The organism is Parafrankia soli, assembly GCF_001854695.1.
GTDB lineage: Bacteria > Actinomycetota > Actinomycetes > Frankiales > Frankiaceae > Parafrankia > Parafrankia soli.
The window spans coordinates 21,925-29,293 of the sequence record NZ_MAXA01000262.1; the positions used below are offsets into that span (position 1 = coordinate 21,925).

Below are 7,369 nucleotides of genomic sequence, written 5' to 3' on the forward strand. Positions count from 1 at the left end.
CGCGGAGCTGTCGCGGGAGCCGCGTCCGTGGGCCCCGCCGCCGTGGGCCCCGCGCCCGCTGGAGTCGTCAGAGGGCTCCGGCGTCGATCGCCGAGTAGACGCTGGGGTAGATGAGCCGGAAGCCCAGCATCCTACGGATCTTGGAACTGTCGATGATGTCCTTCCACGGGTCGTCGAGAACCCGTTGCCCCGCGTCCGGGTCAGGCGTGATGTTGTTCAGCCGGAGGATCTCGTAGGCACTGATCGGCGCGTCGTCGCCGACGTTGAAGATCTCCCCGTCGATACCCTCAGCGCGCAGGCCGCACAGCAGCGCCTGAACCACGTCGGCGTGGTGGACGAGCTGCAGGCGCTGGTGCAGCGGCCACTTCCGGGACCATCTCGGCTGCAGGCCCAGTCGTGGGTCGCCGTCCCCGTAGATCACGGGAGGTCGGAAGATGCGCAGTGGCAGCCCTTCGGTCTCGTGCAGATGGCACAGGGCGCGTTCCGCGGCGGTCTTCGTGATCGAGTACGGGCGGTCGGGGTCCGGCTCGTCGGTCTCCACCGCGGGGCGTCCGCGCCCGGGGCCGTAGACCTGGTTCGTGCTGCAGTACACGAACCGGCTGACCCCCGTACGCAACGCAGTCCGCGCGAGCCGGATCGTCGCGGCGACGTTGACCTCGTCGATGTCCTGGCCCGGGAGCGACCGGAAGATCGTCACAAGGTGCACCACGCTGTCGACGCCCTTGACCGCCTCCTCGACGATGGACTGGTCGGTGACATCCCCGACTACCGCCTCCGCGCCGAGGGCGACGAGCGGCTCGGCCTTCGCGCCGTCCCGGACCAGCATGCGCACCTCATCGTGGCCGGCGCGCAGCCTGGCGACCAGCCGGCTGCCCACCCGGCCGGTCGCGCCGGTGACCAGGATCGTCACGCCGAAACACCGCACTTCGCCGGATTCGCGGTCGCCTCGGCGAGGTGCCCCGGCGCTGATCCGGCGGAGTCAAGCGCCGCGACGATGCCGTCCCACAGGGCGATCCGTGCTTCCAACGCGCCGAGGATGGCGGTCGTGCACTCGTCCCATTTGGYCACGTCGTCGCCGCACAGGTCCACCAGCATCGCCATCGGCATCGGCGTGTGCTCCTCGCCGTCCACCTGGATGTGCCGCTCCAGGTAGTCCCGGAACCGGGTGAGCCGGTCGCTGCGATCGTCGTTGCGGAGGACCTGGTCGAACATCTCGGGAATGAGGTCCTCCCGGCCGAACGCGAACGCGGCGGCGAGGCAGTGCAGCGGAGCTGACGCGATCAGGTTCCAGGTGGTCGAGACAAAAGCCGCGGCGGCCTCGGGAACGTCGGGCGTGGTGAGCGCCTCGGCTACCGGAACGCCGTCACGAATCCGTTCCAGAAAGCGGGTGACCGGGCCGGTGTCGGCGCCCGCGTGGCTCATTCCGGTCAGGTAGAGCTCGAAATGACTGATATAGCCTCCCTCCAGCTCGTCACTCTCCTCCACCAGCACGATCTCGTTGATCAGGCGGCGGCTTTCCTGGGATCCCTTGGGCACCCAGGGGATGTCGACGCAGGTGAGGTCGCGCTGCAGCCTCTTCAGCAGTGACATGAAGTCCCAGACCGCGAACACGTGGTGCTCGGTGAAGACGTTGAAGTCCTGCAGCGAGCCCAGTCGCTGGTAGATCGGATGTCGGGTGATCTCCTCACGCACGTTCTTGATCGTCGTGCGCAGATCATCGATCTTCGAGTTTCGGGTGTCCCAGTCATAACGAGACATGAATCCTCATTCCGTTCGGTCGTTTCCGGAGCAGCGGTCTGTGACGGTTGTCTCTGGAGATGGAGGCGGTGGTGGTGGCGAACCGGATGGCGGTCAGCCGAACCAGCGGCGGAGGGCGGGCGTGGGGTCGTCCGCGCCGGCGCTCACCCAGGCCACGTGACCGTCCGGGCGCAGCAGCAGCGCACCCACCCCATCCAGGGGGCTTCCGGCGGGCGGCGGCGGACAGGACACGAGCCGTACTCGCGCCGTCCGTGACCGGACCAGATCGTCCAGCCGGGCTCGGCGGGCGGGATCGGCGGACAGATCGATCAGGACGCCCCAGCCCTTGCGTAGCAGCGCGGTGCTGCTCGTGCCGCCCGCAGCCAGGTCGGTGCCGAGCGGTACGTGCCCCAGCCTGGTGCCGACCAGCGGGTGCGCACCACCCGCGTAGCGGATGCCGACACCGCTGATCGTCCCCGCCAGCAGGTCACGTACCGCGGGCTGCTGGATCAGCCCGGTGACCAGTACCCTCAGTGGATCGGTGTCCGCGCCGAGCAGCAGGGCCGACTGGGCCGCGATGTTGTCGAGAACCTCCCGGCCGGCGGCCTGACGTTCCAGATGGTAGGTGTCGAGCAGGCCGTCGGGGGCCCGACCGGTCGCCTCGGCTGCGAGCTTCCAGCCGAGGTTGACCGCGTCCTGCAGGCCGAGATTGATCGCCTGCCCGCCGGAAGGCATCTGCCGGTGGGCGGCGTCTCCCGCGAGCAGCACCCGGCCCTGGCGGTAGCGACACGCGAGCAGGCTGGCATCGGTGAACACGTTGATCCAGATGGGAGTGCCCGAGCTGACGTCCTCCCCGGTGACCGTCGCCCAGGCCGCACAGATCTCGGCAAAGGTGGGTGGCGTGGTCCGGGCCACAGCGGCGCCCCGCTGACAGACCATCAGCCGGGTCGCCCCGGAAGGCAGCCGCCCCGCGATCGCCAGACCGTGCGGACGCCGCTCGAAGCGCCGGTCGGGGATGTCGATGCCGGTCACGTCCGCCCGCAGCAGCTCCCGGGTGGCAGGTGTGCCGGACATGTCGATGCCCGCCAGCCGGCGCACGGTGCTGTCCTCGCCATCGGCGCCCACCACCCAGTCGGCGCGTATCCTCCGCGGCCCGTCAGGACCCGTCACCCGCACGGTCACCCCGTCGGCCGCGGCACCCAGCCCTTCCGCGGCGCCCAGCCCCTCGGTGCCGCCCAGCGCCTCGACCTCATGGGCTCGACGGACGTCGGCCCCCAGCTCGCGGGCCCACTCGGCGAGCACCCGCTCGACCTGGGTCTGGGGCACGGTCCACTGACCGGCGAGGTGACTCGGGACCGTGCCCAGGTCCAGCGGGATCCCGCCGAAGTGGCCCTGGTCCCGGCGCGGGGGAGCCCCGAACCGGGGCAGCAGGCCACGCTCGTCGAAGATCTCCATGGTGCGCGCGTGCAGGGTCGAGGCACGCGACTCCTGGCTGGGCTGGGCGCGCCTTTCGAGTACCAGCACCTGCGCCCCGCCGAGCCGTAGTTCGCCGGCCAGCATCAGTCCCACCGGCCCGGCACCCACCACGATGACCTGGGTATCCACGTCCCAACCCCTGTCAGGTAGCCGCGATTGCCGCGATTCAGCCCCGGGCCTGCGCGGGCTGACCGGCCTCCACGGGCTGGCCGGCCTGCGTGAGCTGACCGGACTGCGCGGGCTGACCGGACTGCGCGGGCTGCTGGGCGTGCCGCAGGGTGGTCAGGCTGTTGGTGCCGAGCGTGGTGCGGATGAACTCGCGAGCCCGCGCCACGTCAGCACCGTCACCCAGCACGGTGGTGATGGCGGACTCGTTGATCGTCACGGTGTGCTGTGAGGTCGCGGTCACCACACCGGCGTCGGTCCCGCTCTCCGTCAGCATCCAACGGCCGGTGTGCAGGGTCATCAGCGCAGGCAGCGTGATCTGCTTGTAGACAATGCGCTCTGGCGCGAAGCAGAYCCGCACCGACCGGGTTGTGTGGGTGGAACCGTTCCCGGCCCGCGTGTCCATCTCCAGGATCTGCACGCCGGGCTCGTCCTCGGTGAGYTCCGCCCGGGCCACATGCGGCAGCCGGCTCGTCCACAGCTGCGCCTCGTTGAGGAAGTCGTAGACGTCACGCAGCGAGCCGCGGATGTCGACGGAGTCCTCGAAGCTGAAGGTCAGCCGCTCGCGCGCCTCCGCCACCGCCTCGACGTTGGTCTTGAGCGCGGCGAGTTCCGTGCGGCTGTTGCTGTCGACGGCCCGGTCGATCCAGGCCAGGCCCTTGTCGTCGATGGCTCGGTAGTCGTGCAGCAGCCACACCCGGGACGTGCTCGGGGTGAGCGCCTCGATGATCCAGGTGCCGCCCATCGCGGCGACCGGCGGCTGGGTGATCTCCTGGCGGAACTCGATGCGCAGCCCCGCGGGGTCGAGCTCCCGGCGGGAGGTCCAGGTCTTGACCTCGCCGTTGGCGGTCGCCCAGATCCTGATCCGCTCCGACCCGGCCAACCGCTCGACCTGCTCGACGTGAATGGTCGGCGGAAATATCTGCGGCCAGTTCTCCACCTGCGCGATCAGCTGGTAGACGTCGGCGGCGGGCACCGCGACCTCGATGTCGTGTTCGACCCGGCGAGTTTCCGTGGTCATCTCATGTACCTCCTCGAACTCGGTGTGCGGTGTGGCTAGAAGTTTCCGAGACCTCCGCAGACGTTGATGGCCTGCGCCGTGATGGACGCCGCGGTGTCCGTGACGAGATAGCCGACCAGGCCGGCCACCTCCTCCGGGGTGGAGTAGCGGCCGAGTGGAATCTTGGACTGGAACTGGGTGAGGATCTTTTCCTCCGTGGTGCCGAACGCTTCGGCGTACCGCAGTCGAATCTGCTGCGCCATCGGTGTCTCGACATAGCCGGGGCACACCGCGTTCACGGTGATCCCGGTAGGGCCCAGCTCGTTTCCGAGCGCTTTCGTGAAGCCGACCACGCCATGCTTGGAGGCGGAATAGGGAGCGCCGAGCACCACGCCCTGCTTTCCGGCCGTCGAGGCGATGTTGATGATGCGTCCAGTGTTGCGCTGCCGCATTCCGCCGGCGTTGAGCACCTCGCGGGTCACGCGGAACACACTGGTCAGGTTGGTGGCGATCACATCGAGCCACAGGTCGTCGGAGACCTCCGCAGTGACCCCTCCGCCGCTGCGCCCGGCGTTGTTCACTAGCACGTCGATCGGCCCGTAGCGGTCGACGGCCGCACGGACGAACGCCCGGATGTCGTCCGGGGAGGTCACATCGCAGGCCACGCCGTCGACATCGAGAGAGTCCTCGCCGAGGCGGCCCACGGTCTCCTTGACCGCCGCGGAATCCCGCGCGCAGATGAACACCCGGTGGCCGAGGCTGCCCAGGGTCCTCGCGACCGCCAGCCCGATTCCGCTGGTCGCGCCGGTGACGACGGCGACGCGGCCATCCTGGTTGCTTTCCTGTCCCGTCATAGGTGAGCTCTCCTCCTCGTTGGCTGTTCGTCGTCGGCTGTGCGTCGAATCAAGCCGTCGTCGGCTCTTTCACCGGTTCCGTCATGGGCTGCTGCCTGCTACCGGCGCCGGATTCGACCAGCCGGGCCACCAGGCCGGTGTCGTAGGCGCCGGAGCGGAACTCGTCGTCCGCCAGGACCCGGCTCAGGAAACCCTTGGTCGTGCGCACCCCCGGCCCGGCGGCCTGAAACTCCTGGAGCGCTCGGCCCATGCGGGCGATCGCCTGATCCCGGGTCGGCGCCCAGGCGATGACCTTGGCGAGGAGTGAGTCGTAGATGGCCGGCATCCGGTAGCCGGGGTAGGCATGGGTGTCGACCCGGACGAACGGGCCACCCGGGACGGTGAACGACTCGATGCGGCCTGACGCCGGCAGGAAGGAGCGGTCCGGATCCTCGGCGTTGATACGGCATTCCAGCGCGACCCCGACCGGATTCACCTGGTCCTGACGCAACGTCAGCGCCTCTCCGGAGGCGATACGAATCTGCTGCTGCACGAGGTCGACGCCGGTGACGAGTTCGGTGACCGGGTGCTCCACCTGGATGCGGCAGTTCACCTCCATGAAGTGGAAGTCCGCGGAGCCGTCAACCAGAAACTCGAAGGTGCCGGCGCCGACATAGCCGGCGGCCAGCGCGCCCGACACCGCGGCGCGCCCCATACGGTCGACGGTGTCGTCCGGCAGAAGCGGCGCCGGTCCCTCCTCCAGGAGTTTCTGGTGACGCCGCTGCACCGAGCAGTCCCGGGTACCCAGATGGATTCCGTTTCCGTGGGTATCGCAGAGGACCTGTACCTCGACATGGCGGGCCCGGGTGACATACCGCTCGACGTACACCCGACTGTCCCCGAAAAGCGCCCCGGCCTCGGCAGTCGTCTCGGCATAGGACTCGGCGAACGCGGCGGGGCTCGCGGCGATCCGGATACCGCGCCCACCGCCACCGGCCGCCGCTTTGATCATCACCGGGAAGCCGATCCGCTCGGCCACCTCGCGGGCCTCGTCGGCCGACTCGACCGGCCCGGAGCTGCCCGGCAGCAGGGGCAACCCGGCCCGCTCCATCACCCGGCGTGCCGCGATCTTGTCGCCGAGGTTCGCGATCACCTGCGCCGGCGGGCCGATGAACACCAGATCGCTGTGTTCACACACCTCCGCGAAGTCCGGGTCCTCCGACAGGAATCCGTAGCCCGGGTGCACGGCCTCGACGTCATGCTGGCGAGCCGCCTCTACGAGGGCCGCGATGTTGAGGTAGCTGTTCCGGGCCGGACCGGGGCCGATGTGGACGGCCGCGTCAGCGTAGGAGACGACCGCCGACTCCCGGTCCTCGGTGGAGTAGACGGCCACCGTGCGGATACCGAGCTCGCGGCAGGCACGTGCCACCCTCAGCGCGATCTCGCCGCGGTTCGCGATGAGGACGCTGGAGATCACGGCTGTATCGTCTCGTCGACGTCGATCACGAACAGTGGTTCGTCGAACTCGACCGGCTCCCGGTCCGCCTTGACGACCTCTCTGATCGTTCCGCCGCGATCCGCCTCGATCGGGATCATCAGCTTCATCGCCTCGACGATTCCGACCTGCTGGCCCGGAGCGACCGTGCTGCCGACCGAGACGAACGGCTCGGCGCCAGGCTTCGGCGCCCGGTAGAAGACACCGACCGCCGGCGAGCGCAGGTAGTCCGCATCCGGGTCGGCCGTCGCGGGCTGATCCGGGTGGGCGGGCGCCCCGGCAGCGGCGCGCACGCCGCCTGCACTGCCGGTTGCGCCAGCGCCGTTGGCACCGCCAGTACCGTTCACGCGGCCCCGGTCACCGGTTGCGCCACGTCCGACCGCGTCGTCGGCGCCTGCCGGGCCCGGCCTGTCCCAGGAGATCTCGATGGTGATCGCGCCGGTCGCCAGGCGCAGGCTCTTCGGCGGCTCGGCCAGTCTGGCCAGGACTTCGAGCAGCGACTCCCGCACCGCGGCGAGCTCCGTCGACGTCGACGGAGGCGGCAGCGCAGGCGTGGACGAAGACGGCGGCCTAGCGGTAGTTCGTTGGATCAAGGTGGGAGGTAGAGGTGCAGGCCGTGGCCTGCGCCGACTGCGGCGATCAGGGTGTCCAGGTCAGCAGGCG

At 69.6% G+C, this 7,369-nt stretch carries 7 protein-coding genes; all 7 read right to left on the reverse strand.

What is annotated here, in order from left to right:
- Positions 1 to 67 precede the first annotated feature (67 nt).
- Positions 68 to 910: an NAD-dependent epimerase/dehydratase family protein gene (locus BBK14_RS30985; RefSeq protein ID WP_071066716.1), complete on the reverse strand. Its 843-nt coding sequence runs from the start codon at positions 908 to 910 to the stop codon at positions 68 to 70.
- On the reverse strand, positions 907 to 1,758 hold the full coding sequence (locus tag BBK14_RS30990) for a DUF3050 domain-containing protein (protein WP_071066707.1): 852 nt from the start codon (positions 1,756 to 1,758) through the stop codon (positions 907 to 909). Before BBK14_RS30990 ends, BBK14_RS30985 begins: the two co-directional genes overlap by 4 nt.
- Positions 1,759 to 1,851: 93 nt before the next feature.
- Positions 1,852 to 3,342 (reverse strand): FAD-dependent monooxygenase, encoded by a 1,491-nt coding sequence (locus tag BBK14_RS30995; RefSeq protein WP_241831995.1) that lies wholly within the window; start codon positions 3,340 to 3,342, stop codon positions 1,852 to 1,854.
- 37 nt (positions 3,343 to 3,379) lie between these two features.
- The gene (locus BBK14_RS31000; protein WP_071066708.1) at positions 3,380 to 4,399 is read right to left on the reverse strand and encodes an aromatase/cyclase; all 1,020 of its coding nucleotides are present in this window, start codon (positions 4,397 to 4,399) and stop codon (positions 3,380 to 3,382) included.
- Between the two features lie 35 nt (positions 4,400 to 4,434).
- Complete coding sequence (gene fabG / locus BBK14_RS31005; protein WP_071066709.1) at positions 4,435 to 5,232, reverse strand: 3-oxoacyl-ACP reductase FabG; 798 nt, start codon at positions 5,230 to 5,232, stop codon at positions 4,435 to 4,437.
- Between the two features lie 49 nt (positions 5,233 to 5,281).
- Positions 5,282 to 6,688 carry an acetyl-CoA carboxylase biotin carboxylase subunit gene (locus tag BBK14_RS31010; RefSeq protein WP_071066710.1) on the reverse strand — a complete coding sequence of 469 codons (1,407 nt, stop codon included), beginning with the start codon at positions 6,686 to 6,688 and terminating at the stop codon, positions 5,282 to 5,284.
- Positions 6,685 to 7,215, reverse strand: a complete 531-nt coding sequence (locus BBK14_RS31015; protein WP_071066711.1) for an acetyl-CoA carboxylase biotin carboxyl carrier protein — start codon at positions 7,213 to 7,215, stop codon at positions 6,685 to 6,687. Before BBK14_RS31015 ends, BBK14_RS31010 begins: the two co-directional genes overlap by 4 nt.
- Positions 7,216 to 7,369 lie beyond the last annotated feature (154 nt).